Genomic DNA, 18,633 nt, shown 5'->3' on the forward strand with positions numbered 1-18,633 from the left:
CCGCCGGAGGAGGGTCCGCGCAGCGGGAAGGGGAGATGACGGTTGCGGCAGCCGCGGGACGGGCCGGTCCGCTCCGGCCGTGCCGCGGATGTGCCGTGGTACTCAGGCGCTCAAAGGTGAAGGAAGCGGCTCTGATACGAGGGAAGCTCCGTCGTGCGCGCAAGGGCGCAGGACGGGAGAGGCACCCGTGCCGCCGCCGGCGAAACGCGGTTGGCGCGCCGGACGACGAACCCCGCCGGTGCGGCTCCCGAAGCCCGGCGGTGGTGCGTGCGGTCACTGTAGCGAAGCTACCGCCAAGTAGGAAGAGTGCCGACGGCTCCACCGCACCGCCGTCGGCCGCCGGCCCCGGGCCCGGGTCGGTGGCCAAACCACTCTTCCGGGGAATACCGCCAGGTCAGTGCGCGCGGCAGCATGGAAGCCATGAGCATCGACCCCGCCGCCCTGCCGCCGCCCGCCGAGCGCGCCGCCCAGGCGCGGCTCACCGCCGCCAAGTTGCGGACGGTCGGCGTCGAGGGGGTCGCCCTCGGCTGGGTGGACAACGCCGGGATCGCCCGGGTCAAGGCCGTGCCCGTCGGCGGCCTGGAGCACGCGGCCGAGTGGGGAGTCGGCGCGGCGCCCTGCTTCGACGTCTTCCTGGTGGACGACTCGATGGCCACCGACCGCTCGGTCGGCGGCCCCACCGGGGACCTCAGGCTCTACCCCGATCTCGACCGCCTGGTGCCGCTGGCCGCCCAGAGCGGCTGGGCCTGGGCCCCGGCGGACCGCTACCGGCAGGACGGCACCCCGCACCCCGGCTGCCAGCGGCTGTTCGCCCGCCGGATGGAGGCCGCCGCGGCCGAGCGCGGCCTGACGCTGCGGGCCGGCATCGAGGTGGAGTGGGTGGTCGCCGAGGCCGGCCCACCCGAGGCGGAGCCCGTCTTCCCCACCCGCGGCCCGGCCTACGGCATGCACCGGCTCACCGACCTCTCCGACTACCTGCTCGACATCCTGCGCGCGCTCGGGGAGCAGGGGCTCACCGTCCTCCAGGTCCACCCCGAGTACGCGCCCGGCCAGTTCGAGGTCTCCCTCGCCGCCGAGAGCCCGGTCGCCGCCGCCGACACCTCCGTCCTCGTCCGGCACACCGTGCGCGCCGTCTCCGCCCGGCACGGCCTGCGGGCCTCCTTCGCCCCGGTGGTCAGCCCCGGCGTGGTGGGCAACGGCGGCCATCTGCACCTCAGCCTCTGGCGCGAGCGGCAGAATCTCTGCCAGGGCGGCCCTGGACCGTACGGGCTGACCGGCGAGGCGGAGGGCTTCCTCGCCGGGGCGCTCGCGGCGCTCCCGGCGCTGCTGGTGCTCGGCACACCCAGCCCGGCGAGCTACCTGCGGCTGGTCCCCTCGCAGTGGGCCGGCGCCTACCAGTGCTGGGGGCGGGAGAACCGCGAGGCGGCGCTGCGGCTGGTCACCGGCTCCACCGGCGAGCAGGCGACGGCGGCCAACGCCGAGATCAAGTGCTTCGACGCCGCCGCCAACCCCTATCTGACCGTGGGCGCGGTGATCGCGGCCGGCCTGGCCGGCCTGGACGAGGGGCTGACGCTGCCCCCCGAGGTCACCGCGGACCCGGCGGACGCGCCCCCCGGAGCCGTCCGCCGGCTGCCCGCCGGCCTGCCGGAGGCGGTGGAGGCGTACGAGAAGTCGGCCGTGCTGCGCGAGGCACTCGGCGAGCCGCTCTACGACGCGGTGCTCGCGGTACGGCGGGCGGAGATCGAGCTCTTCGCCGGGCGCAGCCCCGAGGAGATCGTCGCGGCGACGCGATGGCGGTACTGAGGGTGGCGGCGGTGGACGTTCCCGCGCTGGTGGACCACCACTGCCACAGCGTGGTCACGGCCGAACTCGACGACGATGCCCTCGCCGCGCTGCTCACCGAGTCGGACCGCCCGCCCGCCCCCGGCTGCTCCCCCTTCGACAGCGCACTCGGTCTCGCGGTACGCCGCTGGTGCCCGCCCGCGCTCGGGCTGCCCGCGCACACCGGCGCCGCCGACTACCTGGCGCGCCGACGCGAGCTGGGCGCGCCGGAGGCGACCAGGCGGCTGCTCGCGGCGGCCGGCCTGGACACCTGCCTGCTGGACACCGGACTCACCACCGCCGCAGGCCAACCCCTGCTGCCACTCACGGAGTTCGCCGAGAGCGCCGGCGCACGGGTGCGCGAGGTGGTCCGGCTGGAGCGCATCGCCGAGTCGGCGCCGGCGGCCGCCGGGAGCTGGCCCGCGGCGGTGCGTGCGGCGATCTGGGCGGCGAGCGCGGGCGCCGTCGCGATGAAGTCCGTGCTGGCGTACCGCCACGGCCTGGGCATCCCGGGGCGGCGCCCGAGCGACGCCGAGGTGATCCGTGCGGCGGGCGACAGGCTGCGCGCCGGGGGAGGGCGGCTGACCGACCCGGTGCTGCTCGCCCATCTGCTCTGGACGGCGCTGGACGTCTGCGCCGAGCGAGGCCTGCCGCTCCAGCTGCACACCGGCTTCGGTGACCCCGATCTGACGCTGCACCGGGCGGACCCCTCGCTGCTGGCGGACTTCATCCGCGCCGCCGAACCGAGCGGCGTGCCGCTGGTGCTGCTGCACGGTTACCCCTATCACCGGCAGGCCGCCTGGCTGGCCCAGGCGTTCCCGCTGGTGTACACCGACCTCGGCCTGACCGCCTCCTACGTCGGGCCGAGGGTGGCCGCCGTACTGGGCGAGATGCTGGAGCTGGCGCCGTTCGGCAAGGTGCTGTTCTCGACCGACGGTTACGGTCTGCCCGAGCTGCATCTGGTCGGCGCGGCCCAGTTCCGGCACGGCCTGGGCGCGGTGTTCTCCGACTGGCGGTTCGGCGGCCACTGCTCCGCCGCCGACGCCGCCCGCATCGCCCGGCTGCTGGCCGCCGACAACGCCCGTCGGCTGTACCGGCTCTGAGCAGCGCCTCGGTCCGGTGCGCCCGCTCCTGCGCGTGGCCGGTCATCCACCGATGCGCCCCGACGACTCACTCGGTGACCTGCGGCTGGTCGGGCTCTGATCCCGGCGTTGCCCGGGCCGCCCGGCGAGGGTGCTCGTGCTACCCCGATCGGGGACCGGCATGCCCAACTTCGGTGAATCAGTCGGAAAATAATCCAGTTCTAGGAAACGGTCCTTCAGGTCTTGCCCGTGGGCGCGTCAGTTCACTACGTTCCCTTTACTCAACCGCCACTGCCACCAGCAGCCGCGTAGAAGTCACTCGGGAGGGCCAACCCCTATGAGAGTTCCTCGGATACGCCGGACCCGGATCGCGGTGGTGGGACTGACCCTCGCCACCGCCGGCGCGCTCGCGCTGCCGGCCGGCGCCGCCGTCGCTGCCGCCCCGGAGGCGGGGAGCACGACCGGTCCGCTGCTCAGCTACGTGGTCAACACCAAGGCCAACCACGGCCAGGTGCAGAAGACCGAGCGTGCGATCACCGCTCTCGGCGGCACCGTGGTGTACTCCTACGAGCAGATCGGCGTCGTCATAGCCCGCTCGACGGACGCCCAGTTCGCCGCCAAGCTCCGGCTGGCCAAGGGCGTCGACTCGGTCGGGGCGAGCCGTACCAAGGGCCTCCCGCAGAGCGATGTCGAGACCACCATCGCCGCCTCCGCCCCGGCCGCCGCACCCACGGACGGCAGTGAGCCGCTGGAGGCCAACCAGTGGGACATGCGCCTGATCGGCGCCGACAAGGCGCACAAGCTGTCGCTCGGCAGCCGTGATGTGACCGTCGGCGTGCTGGACTCCGGGATCGAGGCCACCCACGAGGACCTCGCGCCCAACGTGGATGCCTCACAGTCGGTGTCCTGCATCGAGGGCGGCAAGCCCAACACCGCCTGGCAGGCCTGGCAGCCGACCACCAGTGACCACGGCACGCACGTCGCCGGCACCATCGCCGCCGCCAAGAACGGCAAGGGGATCGTCGGCATCGCGCCGAACGTCAAGCTCGCAGCGGTCAAGGTCGTCGACGACGCCGGCTTCATCTACCCCGAGTACGCGGTCTGCGGCTTCGTCTGGGCCGGTCAGCACCACTTCAAGGTGACCAACAATAGCTACTACATCGACCCGTGGATGTTCAACTGCAAGAACGACCCGGACCAGGCGGCGATCACCACCGCCGTGCGCCGCGCCGTCGAGTTCTCGCAGCGCAACGGTGTGCTGAACGTGGCCGCGGCGGGTAACGAGAACATCGACCTCGCTCACAAGACCACCGACGTCAGCAGCCCCGACGACACCACGCCGGCGCCCCGGCCGGTGACCAACGACTGCCTGTCGCTGCCGGCCGAGCTGCCGGGCGTCGTCGTCACCACCTCGGTGGGGTCCGACGGCGAGAAGTCGTACTACTCCAGCTACGGCAAGGGCGTCGCGATCGTGGCCGCCCCCGGTGGTGACGCGCGGTACCAGACCCCGGCGACGCCGGACAAGAACGGCCGCATCCTGTCCACCGTCACCGGCGGCGGGTACGGCTACAAGCAGGGCACCTCGATGGCCTCGCCGCACACCACCGGCGTGGTCGCGCTGCTGGCCAGCACCTTCCCGTGGGCGAGCCCGGACGAGCTGACCGAGATGCTGACCAGCCACGCCGAGTCGCACGCCTGCCCGACCGCGCCGTACAACCCGGGCGGGACCGGCGCGTGGACGGCCACCTGCGAGGGCGGCGAGAACGACAACGGCTTCTACGGCGCCGGCATCATCAACGCGCAGAAGGCGGTTCAGTGGTGGCGTTGAGCCGGCGCCGCGCCGGCGGTCGGTCCAGCTGACGCGCCGACGTACCGACAGCCCGAGCCACCAGAGTGGGGGCCGGCCCCGAGTGGGGGCCGGCCCCCACCGGTGTTCGAGCACCCGCACCCGGGCGGGCGCGCCGGGCGGCTCCCGTGCGCCCGATGCCCGAGACAGGCCGCGGCGGAGCACCGGCCCGGCGTCAGCCGAAGTGCCCGCGCCCGTCGACCTCGACGGAGGGCTTCCCGTGCAGGTCGGGGACCTGCTGGAGCCAGGCCGGCCGCGCGGCCCGGGTGGCCGCGGCCCGCCGTTCGGCGGTCGCGCGCAGCTCGTCAGGGGTGGCGAAGCCGTCCGGCAGCCAGGCCGCCGAGGCGGCGGCGCGGGCCGCGAGATGGCCGACGTACGCCTCGCGCAGTTCGGCAACCGAGGAGAACCCGGGCTCGTCCGCGAGCCACTCGTCCGGTACCAGCGCCAGCACCTCGCGCAGCAGCCCGGGGGTGACCAGGGGCGCGAGCCGGGAGTCGGCCTGCGCCACGTCCGGGCGGTATCCCCCGAGCGCGTGGTCGCTGAGGTCGTACCGCCTGGTGAGGGCCGATCCGGCCGCGGACCAGCGGTGGTGGAAGACCAGTGCGGCGCCGTTGTCGATCAGCCAGAGCCGGCCGTGCCAGACCATCAGGTTGGGGTTGCGCAGGGTGCGGTCGACATTGCCGGTCAGGGCGTCCAGCCACACCACCCGGCCGGCCTCGACGGGGTCGACGTCGATCATCGCGGGCCTGAAGTCGCGGGCGCCGGGGAGCAGGTCCATCCCGAGGTTGAGGCCGCCGCTGGCCAGGAGGATGTCCTGGATCTCCCGGTCGGGCTCATGGGCCGCGACCGCCGGGTCGAAGTCGACCAGCACCAGCGGCGGCACCCGCAGCCCGAGCCGGCGCGCCAGTTCGCCGACGATCACCTCGGCCACCAGCGCCTTGCGGCCCTGGGCGGCGCCGGTGAACTTCACCACGTACGTCCCCAGGTCGTCGGTCTCCACGACGCCGGGCACCGAACCGCCGGCCCGGAGCGGGTCGAGGTAGCGGACTGCGGTCACCTGATCAAGCACACCGGCCACCATAGCGCGGCGCCCCGCACCGACCGCGAATGGATTTCACGCCGTTCGGCGCACCCGGGCGGCGCCGCTCGTCACGGCGCGCCACGCCCCGCGGTCGCGCCCTGGTTTGGTACCCGGCCCGGGCGGTGGTTGGCTTGCCGGAGCAAGCGAAGTCGAGCCGAGGAGAGCATGGTCATGGGACAGGTGTACGCCACCACCGAGCGGGTCTACGAGGCCGCACCCGAGCGGGTCTACGAGGTGCTCGCCGACTACCGGGTGACCCGCCCGAAGCTGCTGCCCGCCCAGTACAGCGAGTACGAGGTGCGGGCCGGCGGCACGGGTGCGGGCACCCAGGTGCACTGGCGGCTCCAGGCCACCGAGAAGCGGGTTCGGGACTGCCTGTTCACCGTCTCCGCGCCGAGCCCGGACAAGCTGGTGGAGACGGACGCCAACTCCTCCATGGTGATCACCTGGACGGTCGCCGCGGCCGGCGAGGGAGGCACCCGGGTGACGGTGGAGACCACCTGGAAGGGCGCGGGCGGCATCGGCGGCTTCTTCGAGCGCACCTTCGCCCCGAAGGGCCTGAACCGCATCCACGACGAGGTGCTCGCCCGCCTCGCCGACGAGGTGCGCTGAACCGGCGCGCCCAGAGTCGAAGCACGCTGAGCCGGCGACGCGCCCGAACCGAAGCATGCTGAGCCGGACGCCCGGGACGCCCGGGACGCCCGGGGATCCGGGGAACCGGGAGCCGGGCGTGCGGGCCCCGCGCGGACCCGGACCGCGCCCGCCCCCGGGCCGGCCCCGCCGGGAACGTGCTTACGACCGCACCGGACACCCGTACGGCTTGCGCGCCGTACGGGTGGCGGCCCGCCACCTGCGGGTGACAGCGGCCGTCCCGGCCGTCGGCCCGAGCCTAGGCTCACCGCCGTGCATATGACGATCCTTCACATCGCCCAGCCCGTCGACGGCGGAGTCGCCCGCGTGGTCGTCGACCTGGTCCGGGGGCAGCGCGAGGCCGGCTACCGGGTGCTGGTGGCCTGCCCGCAGCGAGGCCGGCTGGCAGCCGAGGCCGCCGCCGCGGGCGCGCTGGTCCAGGACTGGCCCGCCCGCCGCTCACCCGGCCCCGCCACCGCCGTGGAGGCCTGGCGGCTGCGCCGGATCGTCCGGGCGGCGGGGCCCGACGTCCTCCACCTGCACAGCGCCAAGGCCGGGTTGGCCGGGCGGCTGGCGGTGCGCGGGGCCGTCCCGACCGTGTTCCAGCCGCACGCCTGGTCGTTCGCCGCCGTCGAGGGCCCGCTCACCGCCGCCACCCTGCGCTGGGAGCGGTACGCGGCGCGCTGGGCGCACCGGGTGCTCTGCGTCAGCGACCAGGAGCGCAGGGACGGCGAGGCGGCCGGGATCGCCGCCGAGTGGGCCGTCGTCCCCAACGGGGTGGACGTACGGCACTACGCGCCCGCCGAGCGGCGCGCCGCCCGGATGTCGCTCGGCCTGGACCTGGACGCCCCGCTGGCGGTCTGCGTGGGCCGGCTCTGCCGCCAGAAGGGCCAGGACGTGCTGCTCGCCGCCTGGCCCGAGGTGCTGCGCGCGGTGCCCGCCGCCCGGCTGGCGCTGGTCGGCGGCGGACCGGACGAGGCCGCGCTGGCCACCGCCGTACGGGAGTTGGCGGATCCGGGCCGGGTGCGGCTGGCGGGGGACGTGCCGGACCCGCGACCGTGGCTGGCGGCGGCGGACCTGGTGGTGCTGCCCTCCCGCTGGGAGGGGATGGCGCTGGCGCCGCTGGAGGCGATGGCGGCGGGCCGGCCGGTGCTGCTGACCGACGTCCCCGGTGCGCGGGAGTGCCTGCCGTCGGCCGAGCACGCGCGCGGCCTGGTGCCGCCGCAGGACGTACCCGCGCTGGCGGGCCGGATCGCCGAGGCGCTGGCGGATCCGATCGAGTGCGGGCGGCGCGGGGCACTGGCCAGGGAGCACGTGGTGGCGCGGCATGACGTGCGGTCCGTGGTGGAGCGGGTGGACGCGCTCTATCGAACACTGCTGCGGGCCGACCCGGCCGCCGGGCGGGGGAGTGCCCGTGTCCCTGAGCGGATCTGATCGTTTCACATGCCGTGAATGCTCGCCACGAAGGTGCCGCCGTATTCGCATCTCAACCGGATAGGACGAGGCTTCAAGCCGGAAGTTCCTATTCGTGGATGGGTGGAATGAAATGGCGAGTCAGCTGCCGGAATTCAAACCGACGTTCGGTGCCGCCTGATTTCGACTGCTTCGTTCCTCTCGGCATTGTCGATTTGCGGAAATTGTCGAACGTTGAGTGCGGCAGCAGGTGCCACCTGGACCGCGTCCGCCGGGCCGGGCGGCCCGCTCCGGCACACCCGGGGCCGGACCCCCGTCAACACGGGCACACAGCAGGGGAGTTCGTGCGCTGATGACCATTGACCACGAGAGCGTGCCGTACCCGGGGCGGCCCCTGCCCAGCGGTCGGCGACAGGCCACCGGTCTGCTGGACCGTCCGGCGGGTGCGGCGCAGGCCCGCTCGGCCCCGCCGATCGGCCGCCACCGCCGACCGCTCCGCTCCCGGGCCGTGCTGCCCGCCGCGCTGGTCACCGTCGACGTCCTCGCACTGTGCGCCGCCGCTCTGGTCTGCTCGACCACCCTCGGGGCCGCGGGCCGGGCCCACCCCACGCTCGGCGTCGCCGGGCTGCTGCCGCTGCTGCTCGCCCTCAACCTGGCCGGCGGCCTCTACCGCACCCGCCTCACCCTCTCGGCGCTCGACGAGCTCCCCGCCCTCGCCGTCCGGGCCGTCGTCGCCACCGCCTTCGCCGTCACCCTCTCCGGCGCGCTCGACGGCCGCTGGCCCGACTGCGGCCCGGCCGGCCCGCGCCGCCTGGTGCTGCTGGTCACGGGCTTCCTGCTGGCCGCCGGCTGCGGCCGCGCCCTGGCCTACCACCTGCTGCGCCGGGCCCGCAGCCGCCGCCCCAGCCCCGTCCTCGTCCTCGGCGCCGGCCACCTCGGCCAGCGGGTCGCCGCCGCCCTGGCGGAGCGCCGTGAGTACGGTATGCGCCCGGTCGGCTTCGTCGACCCGGACCCGGTGCTGCTCGCCGAGAACACCAAGCTGCCCGTCCTCGGCGGCCGTGAGGTCCTCGAACGGGCCGTGCGCCGGCACCGCGTCCACCACGTCATCGCCACCGCCGGCGCCGCCGACGAGAGCGAGACCGCCGCCGCCCTGCGCGACGCCGCCCGGCTCGGCTGCCAGGTCTGGCTGGTGCCCGCCCTGCGCGAGTACGGCTCCCTGGACGCCGCCCGCCGGGCCGGCGGCGGCGACCACCTCTGGGGCTTCCCCTGCCTGCGGATCGGCCGCCCCGCCATGCACCGCCACGGCTGGGCCGTCAAGCGCGCCCTCGACATCACCGCCGCCTCGCTCGGCCTGCTCGCGCTGGCCCCCGTGCTCGGCGCCTGCGCCCTGGCCGTGCGCTTCGACACCGGCCCCGGCGTCCTGTTCCGCCAGCAGCGCACCGGACTGGACGGCCGGGTCTTCACCGTCCTCAAGTTCCGCACCCTGCGCCCCAGCAACGAGCACGAGTCGGCCACCCGCTGGAACATCTCCCAGGACCACCGGATGGGCGCCGTCGGCAGGCTGCTGCGCCGCAGCTCTCTGGACGAGCTTCCGCAGCTGTGGAACGTCCTGCGCGGCGACATGAGCCTGGTCGGCCCCCGCCCCGAACGCCCCTACTTCGTGATGCGCTTCGGCCAGGCCTACCCCGAGTACGCCGACCGCCACCGCGTCCCTGTCGGGCTCACCGGCCTCGCCCAGGTCAACGGGCTGCGCGGGGACACCTCCATCGAGGACCGGGCCCGCTTCGACAACCGCTACATCGAGAGCTGGGGCCTCTGGCAGGACGTCAAGATCCTGTTCCGCACCGCGGCCCTGATGCTCCACCCGGACGGGAGCTGACCGCATGGCCCTCACCCTCGGCGCCCCACCCCGGACGGCGCCCGAGTTACGCCGGCCAGCGGCGCTGCTGCTCGCCCGGCCCAGCCTGCTCGCCGCCGCCACCGTGCTGCTGGTGTGCGTGCCGACCGGCGACAAGGACGTCACCGCCGCCGTCCACGTCACCGCCGCCGACCTCGCCTCGCTGGCGCTGGTCGCGCTGACCGCCCTGGACCTGCTGCGCGGCCGCACCCCCGCGCTGAGCCGCACCGCCTGCACCCTGTTCGGCGCGATCGTGCTCGCCGCCGCCGTGGCCACCATCGGCTCGATCGACCCGGCCACCAGCCTGACCGGCTTCGTCCGGCTCACCCAGGTCTTCGTCCTCGTCCCCGCCGGCGTGCTCTGCGCCCTGCGCGACCGCACCGACCTGCGGCTGACCCTCGGCGCCTTCGTCACCGCCGGCCTGATCCAGGGCGTGGTCGGCGCCCACCAGTACCTCACCAGGACGGGCGCCTCCTACATCGGACAGCCGATCAGAGCCGTCGGCACCTTCGGCGCCCTGGACATCATGGCGATGTCCACCGTCGTCAGCTTCGGCCTGCTCTCCGCCCTCGCCCTGGCGCTGGCCGAACGCGGCCCCACCGGCGACCGGCGACTGCGGCTCGCCATGTACGGCGCCGCCGCGTTCCTGGCCTTCCCGCTGGCGGTCTCCTTCAGCCGGGGCAGCTGGATCGCCACCGGTGTCGCCGCCACCGTGCTGCTGCTGCGCACCGACGCCCGGCTCGCCGTCCGCAGCGCCGTGCTCGCGCTGGCCGCCGCCGTGGTCCTGGTCGGCGGCCTCGGCCTCGGCGCCTCCGGCGTCACCAAGCGGCTGAGCAGCATCGGCTCCGTCTCCGCCGCCCCCGACCAGTCGGTCAGCGACCGCTACGACCTCTGGGCCACCGCCGGGCGGATCTGGCAGGACCACCCGGTCAGCGGGGCCGGCCCCAAGGCCTTCCAGCAACTGCGCGACAGTCACGCGCCGCTGCGGCTCTCCTCCGGCAGCGACGCCGCCGACGCCACCATCGGCTTCCGGCGCGAACCGCTGCTCTCCCCGCACAACATGTACTTCCTGGTGCTCAGCGAGCAGGGCCTGATCGGGATGATCGCCTACGCGGCGCTCTTCATCGGCCTGCTGCTCGGCTGCCTGCGCCGCGCCCGCGGCACCGGGCTGGCCGCGCTCGCGCTGCTCACCTGGGTGATGGTCGACTTCCTGTACGCCGACATCGGCGGCACCACCACGGTGCTGACCTCCATCGTGCTCGGCCTCGCCGCCCGCTCGGCGCTGCCCGCCGGGCCGGGCGCCGGGCCCGCCGCCGCCGTGGCCCCGGGGGCCGGCGCGTCATGACCACCGAACCACCGGCGCAGGCCGTGGCCGTCCCCGTCCCGGCCGTCCCCGTCCTGGACGCCACCGTCCCGGTCCTCCCCGCCACCGTCCCGGCTGGCCGCGGCGCCGGGGCCGCGACCGGCGCGGCGCAGGACCGGACCCCGCCCAGGCGCGCCTTCCTGGCCAGGGCCTTCGGGGTCACCGCCCTGCTCAGCGCCGCCGGTTCGGCCCTCGGGCTGCTCCGGGACCTGCTGCTGGCCCGCCTCTTCGGCGCCAACCAGGGCACCGACGCCTTCCTGGTCGCCTGGACGGTCCCCGAGACGGCGGCGCCGCTGCTGATCGAGGACGCGATGGCCTTCCTGATGGTCCCGGCCTTCAGCCTGGCCCTGGTGCTGCGCGAGGAACACCCTGACCGCCCGGATCCGGTACGGCAGCTGACCAAGGCCACGCTGCCCTGGCTGCTGCTCGCCCTGTGCGTGCTGTCCGGCGGCGCCGCGCTCGGCGCTCCCCAGCTGGTGCAGCTGCTCGCCCCCGGCCTGGCCGATCCAGAACTCGCCGTGGACTGCACCAGGATCACCGCCCTCACCATCCTCCCGTTCGGCGTCGCCGGCTACCTCGGCTCCGCCCTGCGCGCCTACCACAGCTTCACCGCACCGGCCGGCATCTACGTCGCGTACAACCTCGGCATCCTCGCCGTTCTGCTGAGCTGCAACGCCCTGTGGGGCGTGCGGTCGGCGGCGGTGGGCGTCGCGCTGGGCAGCATGCTGATGGCCGGGCTGCTGATCGGGCCGTTCACCCGCCGGCTGCGCGAGGGCCGCCCGCCGGCCGGGCGCGCGCCGGTGGGAGCCGGCCCCGGCCGCTGCGGCAGCCAGGAGGACGGCAAGCAGGAGGACGGCAGCCGGGTCGACGGCAGCCGGGTCGAGGGCAGCCAGGTCGGCGGCGGACCGGCTGCCGGGCAGGGCCTGGTGCTCATCCCGCTGGCCATACTGCCGGTCGCCGCCTTCACCCTGACCCGCCAGGCGCAGGTCTTCATCGAGCGCTACCTCGGCTCCGACCTGCCGCCCGGCACCATCTCGCACCTCAACTACGCCGCCAAGGTCTCCCAACTCGCCATGACGGCGGCCATCCTGATCTGCACGGTGACCTTCCCACTGGTCGCCAGGGCGCTGGCCGCGGGCGACCTGGCCACCGCCAGGGACCGGGTCGAGAAGGACCTCGGCCAGGCCGCCGCCGTCGTCCTGGCCGGCACCGCCTTCCTGATGGCCTGCGCACCCTCCGTCGTCGCGCTGCTCTTCGAGCGCGGCGCGTTCGGGCCGCAGGACACCGCCGCCACCGCCGCCGTCATCCGGGTCTACAGCTTCGGCCTGCCGGCCCAGGCACTGATCGGCGTGATGGTCCGCCCGTACTTCTCACTGCGCCCGGTGGTCCGCCGCGCGGGCGACCCGCGGGCCGACGACGGCGGGCGCCGGCTGCTCGACTGGTACCCCGTCGCCGCGATGGTGGCGGGTCTGGCCGTCACCGTCGCCGTCGGCCTGCTCGCCACCCCCTCGTACGGCGCGCTCGGCCTGGCCGCCGGCAACGCGGCCGGCATCACCACCTGCGCCGCGCTGCTGCTGCGCGGCCTCCTGCTGCGCGGCATCGCGCTGCGGCTGCCCCGGGTGCTCGGCGGCCAGGCGCGGCTGCTCGGCGCCGCCGTCGGCGCCGCAGCCGTGGGCGCGCTCACCGCGGGCCTGTGCACCAACCCGCTGCTCTCGACGCTGCTCGGCGGCGTCACCGTGGCGCTGGCCTTCGCCGCCCTCGGTACCTGCCTCGGTGCCCGCGAGGTGCGCGGCCCGGTCCTCGCCCTCGTCCGGGCCCTGTGCCCGCCAACCATCGCCGATGAAGGGAAGCTGCCCCATGGACGCTGAACGGGGCCCTGTCCGATCGGTCCTGCAAGGCGTGCGACGCCGCTCCGCCGCTCCGGCGGCGGGTGACGCCCGCCTCCCGGACATCCCGCCCGGCCACCCGGCGCCACGCGCCGCCGGGGCGCGGCCCACCCCGCGGCGGACGGCCGGACCGCTCCCGTCCCCGCGCCGCCCGGCGCGCGCCATCGCGGTCGGCCGCGGCCGGCCGGCGCCCTGGATCCTGATGTACCACTCGGTGGCCGTCGAGAAGGAGGACCCGTACCTGCTCACCGTCAGCCCCGAGCGCTTCGCCGCCCAGATGGCCTGGCTGCACCGGCGCGGGCGGCGTGGGGTCTCGATCCGCGAGCTGATGCGTGCCCACGCCGCCGGCACCGCCGACAAGCTGGTCGGCCTCACCTTCGACGACGGTTACGCCGACTTCGCCCGGCACGCCGTGCCGATCCTCCAGGCGTACGGCTTCACCGCCACCGCTTACGTGGTGGCGGACCTGCTCGGCCGCGACAACGACTGGGACGCCGAGGGACCCCGCAAGCAACTGCTGACCGTCGACCAGGTCACCGAACTGGCCGCCGCCGGCTGGGAGATCGGCTCCCACGGGCTCGGCCACCAGGCCCTGCCCGGTCTGCCCGCGGACGTGCTCGCCAGCCAGACCAGGGAGAGCCGCCGGGCACTGGAGGAGGTGGTCGGCGGGCCCGTCACCGGCTTCTGCTACCCGTACGGCGCCGTCGACCTGCCCGCCACCATCGCCGTCCGCGAGGCCGGGTACGACTACGCCGTCGCGATCGCGCACTCCCCGCTCACCGGCCGCTTCGCGCTGCCGCGCTGCTACGTCGGGGACCGGGACGGTGCCTGGCGGCTGCGCGTCAAGCGCGGCCGGCACCGCCTGCGCGAAGCCTTCACCGCGCTGCGCCGCGCGGCGGCCCGCGGGCGGAGGTCCGCCCGATGAGAGTGCTGCACATCGTCACCGGCCTGGCCTCCGGCGGCGCCGAACGCCAGCTCCAGCTGCTGCTGCGGCACCTGCCCGGGGGCCGGCGCTGCGAGGTGGTCGCGCTGACCAACCCCGGCAGCGTCGCCGCCGCGCTGCGGGCCGAGGGCGTGCCCGTCCACCACCTGGCTATGGGCGGCAACCGGGATCTCGGCGCGCTGCCCCGGCTGGTGCGGCTGATCCGCGCGGGGCGCTACGACCTGGTGCACACCCACCTCTACCGGGCCGGCCTGTACGGGCGGCTGGCGGCCCGGCTGGCGGGCGTACGGGCGGTGGTCGCCACCGAGCACTCGCTGCACCCGGGGGTGATCGAGGGCCGCCCGGTCACCCCCGGCGTCAAGGGCCTCTACCTGGCCGCAGAGCGCCTCGGCAGCACCACCGTCGCGGTCTCCCGGCAGGTCGAACGGACCCTGCACGGCTGGGGTGTGCCGCCCGGCCGGGTGGAGCTGATCCCCAACGGCATCGACGCCGACGCGCACACCTGGCCGGCCGGCGCCCGGGCCGCCCTGCGCCGCCGGGTCCGAGCCGAACTGGGCCTGCCGCCGGAGGGCTGGGTGATCGGCGCGGTGGGCCGCCTCGTCCCCGGCAAGCGGTTCGACGTGCTGCTGGACGCGCTGGCGGAGCTGGACGACGCCCGGCTGGTGCTGGTCGGCGCGGGCTCCGAGCGCGCCGTCCTGGAGCAGCGGGCCGAGCGGCTGGGCGTACGCGGCCGGCTGGTCCTCACCGGCGAGCGCGACGACGTCCCCGAACTCCTCACCGCGCTGGACGTGCTGGCCGCCCCCTCGACCGAGGAGACCTTCGGCCTCGGCGTGCTGGAGGGCCTGGCCGCCGGACTGCCCGTGCGGCACAGCGCCTGCCCCGCCCTGGACGAACTCCCCCCGGACGCCGCTCCCGGCGCCCGGCGCATCCCCGCCGACGCCGCGTCCTACACGGCGGCGCTGCGTGAGCTGCGGGCCCACGGCGGCGGCCTGCTGCCCCGGCCGCGGGCGGTCGACCACTACGGCATCGGCCGGGTCGCCGCCGAGCTGAGCGCCCTCTACGACCGCCTGGCCCCGGCGGCGGCTGCCGCCCGCCCGCCGCGGCGCCGGCCGGTGCCCGAGCGACCGTCGCCGGGCGGCTGACCCGCGCCGAGCCGCCCTCGTCCTCAACCCGGCCGTGCCCCGCGTTGTACGGGCGCCCGGCACCGGCCGCAAGCCGTGCCCGACCAGAAGCCATGCCAAGGAGCCCCGAATGTCCGAACTGCGCCAGAGCGCTCGCCAGCTGGCCCGCCGCTGGTGGCCGGTGGCCCTCGCGGTGCCGCTGGGCGCCGTCGCCGGAGCCGGGTACGCGACCGTCGCGCACCCGGTGTACGCCGCCAACTCCTATGTGGTGGTGGTGCCGCAGAACCCGGGGGAGAGCGCCACCGCCGTCAACTTCGCGCAGGCCTACGGCCGGCTCGCCGGCCAGCCGCAGGTGCTGGCGGCGGCCGCGGCCGAGTCCGGCCACAGTGCCACCGAGCTGGAGGCGCTGGTGCACGGGACCACCTCGCCCGACGCACCGGTGATCGAGATCACGGGTACCGGCACCGGGCCTCAGGCGGCCGTCCGGGCCGCCGACGCGGTGGCCAGGTCGCTGGTGGCGTTCGCCAACACGAGCAGCAAGGAGACCGGCGTCCGGCTCGTCCCGCTCGCGGCCGCCGCCGAGCCCGACAAGCCCACCACGCCGTCCGCGCAGCTGGACCTCGCGGTGGGCGGCGCGGCCGGGCTGCTGGTCGGCGCGCTGGTGATGATGACGCGCCGGCGCGGGGAGCAGCAGCCCGCGCCGGCCGCAGTGCCCGCGCCCGACTCCACGGCCCCGCGCCCTCGCGCCGAGGACCGGGACGCCGCCACGGCGGGGAGCATCCGATGAGCACCGACCTGGCGGCGGCCGGGATCCCCGCCCAGGCCGCCGCGCCGCGCTGGAGCACCGAGATCCGCAGCGACGACGGCGCCCTGGACACCCTCGCCGAGGAGTGGGACGCGCTGGCCGCCCGCTGCCGGACGGCCACGCCGTTCCAGGCCGCCGCCTGGCAGTGCTCCTGGTGGAGCAGCTACGGGCGCCCGGGCGCACTGGTCGTCGTGCTGGTCCGCCGGGACGGCCGGCTGGTGGGCGCCGGTGCCTTCCAGCGGTGCGGCCCGCTGCCGGGCGGGCTGCGCGGCCTGGGCAGCGGCCTGATCGACTTCACCGACGTGCTGCTGGACGACTCCTGCCGGGAGCGCGCCGCCGAGGAGTTCGCCGCGGCCCTGCCACTGACCAGGCCCTGGCACAGCCTGGACCTGCGCGAGGTGCACCCGGAGGCCGCCGTCCAGCTGGTGTTCGAACACTGGCGCGGGCGTCGGCACCGTCTGGCGGACTCGCTCTGCCAGTACCTGCCGGCCGTGCCGATGGAGCAGCTGCTCAAGCGGCTGCCGGGCAAGACGGCGCAGCGCAGCCGGGTCAAGCTGCGCAAGATCGCCGAGTGCGGTGTGGAGGTGCGCCCGACCGCGCCCGAGGATGTGCCGGAGGCGATCGCCGGCCTGCTGCGGCTGCACTTCCTGCAGTGGCAGGAGCGCGGCGTCACCCGGGAGCACCGCACCGAGCGCTTCGCCCGCCACCTCACCGCCTCCACCGCCGGTCTGGTGGCCGGCGGCGGGGCGGCCGTCCACCAGTACCGACTGGACGGCGAGCTGGTGGCGGTCAACCTGCTGCTGCTCTGCCCGTCCTTCGGCGGCCTCTACATGTACGGCGCGCACCCGCGGCTGCGTGAGCGGCTGGACATCGCCGGCCTGCTGTTCGGGACGGCGCTGGACGAGGTGGTGGGGCAGGGCATCCCGGTGCTGAGTCTGTTGCGCGGCCAGGAGCCGTACAAGCAGCGTTGGCGCCCGGACAGGCTGCCCAACCAGCGGCTGCTGTTCGGCCCGCGCCGGGTGGCCCCGGCGCTCGCAGTGCTGGCGCTGGGGGCGCGGGCCCGGCGGGCGGCGGTGCGGGTGCTGGGTGGCAGCCTGCCCGGGCTGAAGGAGGCGCTGGCGGCCCGTCGCCGCAGCTGAGCCGCTCCCGTCCGCCCCGGAGCACTCCCTCCTACGCCCCGGCCGGCGGGCTCACCGCGGCGCCGGTACCGGGACCGGCGCCGTGCCCGGCCCGGCACCGGGCGCGGCGAACGGGCTGGCGGGCGCGCCCCTGGACCCCGCCATCAGCTGCCGGTACCGGGCGCTTGAGCGCGGGTTGCTCGTGCAGCCGAAGAACCCGTGCGGGCAGTAGTCGGTGACGGTCTGGTAGCTGGTGTCATGGGTGCGCATCCACTCCACCATCCGCTGGACGAAGTCCGGGTTGTCCCCGTTGCGGAACAGCCCCCACTCGGGGTACGAGACCGGCTTGCCGCGCTTGGCCGCGAACTCGACCTGGTCCTGGAGCCCGTACGGCTCGAAGACGTAGTCGTCGAAGGTGGCGCCGGCCGGCTGGTCGTAGCTGTCCATGCCGATGATGTCGACCACGTCGTCGCCCGGGTAGCACCGCGTCCAGGGGATCGCGTCCAGCCCCCGGTTGGGTGCGAAGTCGAAGCGGAAGCGCTGTCCGGGCACCGACCGCATCACCCCCACGATCCGCCGCCAGTACGCCTTCCAGGCGGCCGGGTCAGGCTTGCAGCGGTGGGTGTAGGTGACACCGTTCATCTCCCACCCCAGGGTGAGCACGGTGTCGGCGCCGCCGAGCGCGACGAGCCTGCCGGCCAGCCGCAGGAAGTGCTGGTCGAACTCGCCCCGGGAGCCCCGCTGGAGCAGCCCCGCCACCTGTGCGTCGGGGATGTTCGCCTCGTTGGGCACCAGCATCGGCACGCCGAGGACGAGCATCCGCGCGGGGTCGGCCAGCCGCCACTGCGACCAGAGGCCGAGTACGGCGGGCTCGCCCTCGATGTCCGACCAGCCGTTGCCGGCCAGATAGGTGTGGCCGACCTGCATGTTGGCGTCGCCGAGCCAGCGGGCGTAGCGGCCGATCTGCGGGATGTGGCTGTCCCAGGAGCCGACGAAGGCCCCGAACGGCGCCTCGTGCCTGGCCCGTTGGACGGCCGGCCGGGGTGCGGCGCCGCGGGGCAGGAAGGCGTCCGAGGAGAGTCCGGGCCTGCTCCGGCCGGGCGGCGTGCCGTCCGGGACGCTGGCGGTGGCCAGTAGCAGCAGCGCGGCGGCGGCCAGTGACAGGCGGCCGAATCGCATGGGGCTCTCCTCTGGGCGTCACGACCGGGGCAGAGTATGGGCCCGCGGCCCGAGCGTAGGCCCACGGGGCGTCAGGGACGGCGGATGTCACCCTGAAGTGGGCGATGTTCGAACGCCGCCCGGCTCGGGCCGGGTGGTTCCCGACAGGTGTTCCCCAGCGGCCGGGGGCGGGGCCCGCCGCTCGCCCGGGGCCGCCGCGCCGCCCGGCCTCCCCGGGCTCCGTCGGCCGCCGGCCACGCCCCGGCCCGGTCGGCGGGCCGGTCGACGCCCGGCCGCCCGTCGTGTATCACCTCTGTAACAGTCCGCCGCGCCGCGCCGCCCGCGCCGAGGCGGCGCACCACGGAGCACGCGGGGTGACGGGTGCCCCGAGAAATGCAGGTCGACGGGAGGAGCGCGCGTCGGCTCGCACGGCGTCCGGCCGGGCGTCCACGGCGTGCACGCCCGGCCA

14 protein-coding genes are annotated in these 18,633 nt (G+C 75.5%); 12 read left to right on the forward strand and 2 right to left on the reverse strand.

Annotated features, from left to right (window positions below):
- Window positions 1–420 precede the first annotated feature (420 nt).
- The 3 genes from ACIBH3_RS11875 (at window position 421) to ACIBH3_RS11885 (ending at window position 4,731) form a co-directional block, all read left to right on the forward strand.
- The gene (locus ACIBH3_RS11875; protein ID WP_396311787.1) at window positions 421–1,803 is read left to right on the forward strand and encodes a glutamine synthetase; all 1,383 of its coding nucleotides are present in this window, start codon (window positions 421–423) and stop codon (window positions 1,801–1,803) included.
- Window positions 1,804–1,814: 11 nt separating this feature from the next.
- On the forward strand, window positions 1,815–2,924 hold the full coding sequence (locus tag ACIBH3_RS11880; protein WP_396311788.1) for an amidohydrolase family protein: 1,110 nt from the start codon (window positions 1,815–1,817) through the stop codon (window positions 2,922–2,924).
- Between the two features lie 316 nt (window positions 2,925–3,240).
- Window positions 3,241–4,731: a S8 family peptidase gene (locus tag ACIBH3_RS11885; protein ID WP_396311789.1), complete on the forward strand. Its 1,491-nt coding sequence runs from the start codon at window positions 3,241–3,243 to the stop codon at window positions 4,729–4,731.
- 193 nt (window positions 4,732–4,924) lie between these two features.
- On the opposite strand, the gene ACIBH3_RS11890 is transcribed toward ACIBH3_RS11885, so the two are convergent.
- Window positions 4,925–5,818: a HipA family kinase gene (locus tag ACIBH3_RS11890; protein WP_396311790.1), complete on the reverse strand. Its 894-nt coding sequence runs from the start codon at window positions 5,816–5,818 to the stop codon at window positions 4,925–4,927.
- A gap of 183 nt (window positions 5,819–6,001) precedes the next feature.
- Here ACIBH3_RS11890 and ACIBH3_RS11895 point away from each other — a divergent pair, with 183 nt between their 5' ends.
- The 9 genes from ACIBH3_RS11895 to ACIBH3_RS11935 all read left to right on the forward strand — a co-directional run bounded on the left by ACIBH3_RS11895 (window position 6,002) and on the right by ACIBH3_RS11935 (window position 17,027).
- The gene (locus ACIBH3_RS11895; protein WP_396311791.1) at window positions 6,002–6,442 is read left to right on the forward strand and encodes an SRPBCC family protein; all 441 of its coding nucleotides are present in this window, start codon (window positions 6,002–6,004) and stop codon (window positions 6,440–6,442) included.
- A 297-nt stretch (window positions 6,443–6,739) separates the two neighbouring features.
- Window positions 6,740–7,894 (forward strand): glycosyltransferase, encoded by a 1,155-nt coding sequence (locus ACIBH3_RS11900; protein WP_396311792.1) that lies wholly within the window; start codon window positions 6,740–6,742, stop codon window positions 7,892–7,894.
- 331 nt (window positions 7,895–8,225) lie between these two features.
- Entirely contained in the window at window positions 8,226–9,752 is a 1,527-nt protein-coding gene (locus tag ACIBH3_RS11905) for a sugar transferase (protein WP_396311793.1), read from the forward strand.
- A gap of 4 nt (window positions 9,753–9,756) precedes the next feature.
- Window positions 9,757–11,115, forward strand: coding sequence for an O-antigen ligase family protein (locus ACIBH3_RS11910; protein ID WP_396311794.1), 1,359 nt, complete (start codon window positions 9,757–9,759; stop codon window positions 11,113–11,115).
- The gene (locus tag ACIBH3_RS11915) at window positions 11,112–13,001 is read left to right on the forward strand and encodes a lipid II flippase MurJ (protein WP_396311795.1); all 1,890 of its coding nucleotides are present in this window, start codon (window positions 11,112–11,114) and stop codon (window positions 12,999–13,001) included. Before ACIBH3_RS11910 ends, ACIBH3_RS11915 begins: the two co-directional genes overlap by 4 nt.
- 31 nt (window positions 13,002–13,032) lie before the next feature.
- Entirely contained in the window at window positions 13,033–13,944 is a 912-nt protein-coding gene (locus ACIBH3_RS11920; RefSeq protein ID WP_396311796.1) for a polysaccharide deacetylase family protein, read from the forward strand.
- The gene (locus tag ACIBH3_RS11925; protein WP_396311797.1) at window positions 13,941–15,104 is read left to right on the forward strand and encodes a glycosyltransferase; all 1,164 of its coding nucleotides are present in this window, start codon (window positions 13,941–13,943) and stop codon (window positions 15,102–15,104) included. The genes ACIBH3_RS11920 and ACIBH3_RS11925 overlap by 4 nt, the downstream gene beginning before the upstream one ends.
- A gap of 109 nt (window positions 15,105–15,213) precedes the next feature.
- Window positions 15,214–15,870 (forward strand): Wzz/FepE/Etk N-terminal domain-containing protein, encoded by a 657-nt coding sequence (locus ACIBH3_RS11930; protein WP_396311798.1) that lies wholly within the window; start codon window positions 15,214–15,216, stop codon window positions 15,868–15,870.
- Entirely contained in the window at window positions 15,867–17,027 is a 1,161-nt protein-coding gene (locus ACIBH3_RS11935; protein WP_396311799.1) for a GNAT family N-acetyltransferase, read from the forward strand. The genes ACIBH3_RS11930 and ACIBH3_RS11935 overlap by 4 nt, the downstream gene beginning before the upstream one ends.
- Before the next feature lie 51 nt (window positions 17,028–17,078).
- On the opposite strand, the gene ACIBH3_RS11940 is transcribed toward ACIBH3_RS11935, so the two are convergent.
- A complete protein-coding gene (locus tag ACIBH3_RS11940; RefSeq protein WP_396311800.1) occupies window positions 17,079–18,185 on the reverse strand; it encodes a glycoside hydrolase family 26 protein in 1,107 nt (368 codons plus the stop codon).
- Window positions 18,186–18,633 lie beyond the last annotated feature (448 nt).

It is taken from the genome of Kitasatospora sp. NPDC050543, assembly GCF_044457565.1.
Classification (GTDB): Bacteria; Actinomycetota; Actinomycetes; order Streptomycetales; family Streptomycetaceae; genus Kitasatospora.

What these genes read in the sequence shown, in the direction of transcription:
- ACIBH3_RS11875 (WP_396311787.1), top strand. Translation starts at nt 421, where the DNA reads ATGAGCATCGACCCCGCCGCCCTGCCGCCGCCCGCCGAGCGCGCCGCC.
- ACIBH3_RS11885 (WP_396311789.1), top strand. Translation starts at nt 3,241, where the DNA reads ATGAGAGTTCCTCGGATACGCCGGACCCGGATCGCGGTGGTGGGACTG.
- ACIBH3_RS11895 (WP_396311791.1), top strand. Translation starts at nt 6,002, where the DNA reads ATGGGACAGGTGTACGCCACCACCGAGCGGGTCTACGAGGCCGCACCC.
- ACIBH3_RS11900 (WP_396311792.1), top strand. Translation starts at nt 6,740, where the DNA reads ATGACGATCCTTCACATCGCCCAGCCCGTCGACGGCGGAGTCGCCCGC.
- ACIBH3_RS11905 (WP_396311793.1), top strand. Translation starts at nt 8,226, where the DNA reads ATGACCATTGACCACGAGAGCGTGCCGTACCCGGGGCGGCCCCTGCCC.
- ACIBH3_RS11910 (WP_396311794.1), top strand. Translation starts at nt 9,757, where the DNA reads ATGGCCCTCACCCTCGGCGCCCCACCCCGGACGGCGCCCGAGTTACGC.
- ACIBH3_RS11915 (WP_396311795.1), top strand. Translation starts at nt 11,112, where the DNA reads ATGACCACCGAACCACCGGCGCAGGCCGTGGCCGTCCCCGTCCCGGCC.
- ACIBH3_RS11925 (WP_396311797.1), top strand. Translation starts at nt 13,941, where the DNA reads ATGAGAGTGCTGCACATCGTCACCGGCCTGGCCTCCGGCGGCGCCGAA.
- ACIBH3_RS11930 (WP_396311798.1), top strand. Translation starts at nt 15,214, where the DNA reads ATGTCCGAACTGCGCCAGAGCGCTCGCCAGCTGGCCCGCCGCTGGTGG.
- ACIBH3_RS11935 (WP_396311799.1), top strand. Translation starts at nt 15,867, where the DNA reads ATGAGCACCGACCTGGCGGCGGCCGGGATCCCCGCCCAGGCCGCCGCG.
- ACIBH3_RS11940 (WP_396311800.1), bottom strand. Translation starts at nt 18,185, where the DNA reads ATGCGATTCGGCCGCCTGTCACTGGCCGCCGCCGCGCTGCTGCTACTG.